The organism is Rhizobium sp. PEPV16 (genome assembly GCF_008919455.1).
In the GTDB taxonomy this organism is placed as follows: Bacteria; Pseudomonadota; Alphaproteobacteria; order Rhizobiales; family Rhizobiaceae; genus Rhizobium; species Rhizobium leguminosarum_Q.
On sequence record NZ_VSZV01000246.1, the window covers coordinates 1 to 1,137 of the forward strand.

2 protein-coding genes and 1 pseudogene are annotated in these 1,137 nt (G+C 56.2%); all 3 read right to left on the bottom strand.

What is annotated here, in order from left to right:
• Nucleotides 1-366, bottom strand: a pseudogene (locus FY112_RS09180) (radical SAM family RiPP maturation amino acid epimerase); the annotation flags it as partial.
• A 67-nt stretch (nucleotides 367-433) separates the two neighbouring features.
• Nucleotides 434-790 (bottom strand): Nif11-like leader peptide family natural product precursor, encoded by a 357-nt coding sequence (locus FY112_RS09185; RefSeq protein WP_151518225.1) that lies wholly within the window; start codon nucleotides 788-790, stop codon nucleotides 434-436.
• A 107-nt stretch (nucleotides 791-897) separates the two neighbouring features.
• Nucleotides 898-1,062: a hypothetical protein gene (locus FY112_RS36675; protein WP_181018190.1), complete on the bottom strand. Its 165-nt coding sequence runs from the start codon at nucleotides 1,060-1,062 to the stop codon at nucleotides 898-900.
• Between the last annotated feature and the right edge of the window lie 75 nt (nucleotides 1,063-1,137).

Here is a 1,137-nt window from a genome sequence, read left to right on the forward strand (position 1 = left end):
AGCATGGAAACGAGGGGAAACCACCGACATATTGCCTTGGTCGCGCAGGATGTTGCGATGGCGCACCATCTCGTCCATATACTCACGCCAAGTTAAAGCCAGTGGCCACGACTTACACTCCGGCTTGCGATAGAATCTCCGGTAGCTAGAATGCCAGAGCGGTAGCATCCCCACTGGATCGGCTTCAATGCCGTAGCGTGCAGTTACGATACGAGGGTTGTCGACGTTCTCCGATAGCGCCCTCCGGAATCCCGCGTCGCCGGCGAGACATTCCAAGAAGCGCTTGATATGCGCCAACGTGCGGACCTCTCCAATTGTCCGCCGGTCAAAGATCTCTCGATAGTGTTCCTTAGCAGTTTCCGCCATGTTACCGGCTCCGATTCCACTTTCTCATCGGTCCGGGAGTGAATGAGCGCCTCCCGTGACCGTTCGGTTAGATGAGGACCGCAGCGACCACGACAATCGCTTCGGCGGCTTCAAAGACAGTCGTTGCCGCTTGCGCCGCCTCAACAGCGGTGGTGGCGGCCACGATGGTCTGGACTGCTTTGATCGAGGTTACAACGTCTGAACTTCGCTTGCCGGCAGCTCGATCGGTCTGCTTGTCGGTCAAGCCACCCGGGCTTCTGGCTTTTATGTAGCTCTTGGCCTCATCGATGGTGAAATCGTAGCCGTGCGCCCTTCCGCTTGCCACCAGTGATGCAAGACCGGTAGCATTCTTTTTCACGTATTCCAGCAGGGTGACGTCTTTCTCCATATCGCCGACGAAACGCTCAAGTTCAGCTTTGGCCATCTTTAATCTCCTTCACGTATTCCAGCAGGGTGACGTCTTTCCCCGGATCGCCAACGAAACGCTTAGGTTCAGTTTTGGACATCTTTAATCTCCAGATCGCCTCGAGCTCAGAAAGCCTTGGCCGTGCGTGAAGCGTGACAAGTCTTCGGCGCCGCTCCGACATCGACATCGACATCCTCGTTGCGGCTGCCGGCGAGCACGTCCACTCCCTTTTGGAACTTGCCGACATTCTCGGCGATTTGCCAGTTCCGCACTTTGCCGTCATAGTTCATGTTCCTTCATGTGTTAGAAGCAATGCGTTATCCCGCAACGCGGATGCGGCGGTGGTTCCGCTGCTCGCAATAGCT

What these genes read in the sequence shown, in the direction of transcription:
- FY112_RS09185 (WP_151518225.1), bottom strand. Translation starts at nt 790, where the DNA reads ATGGCCAAAGCTGAACTTGAGCGTTTCGTCGGCGATATGGAGAAAGAC.
- FY112_RS36675 (WP_181018190.1), bottom strand. Translation starts at nt 1,062, where the DNA reads ATGAACTATGACGGCAAAGTGCGGAACTGGCAAATCGCCGAGAATGTC.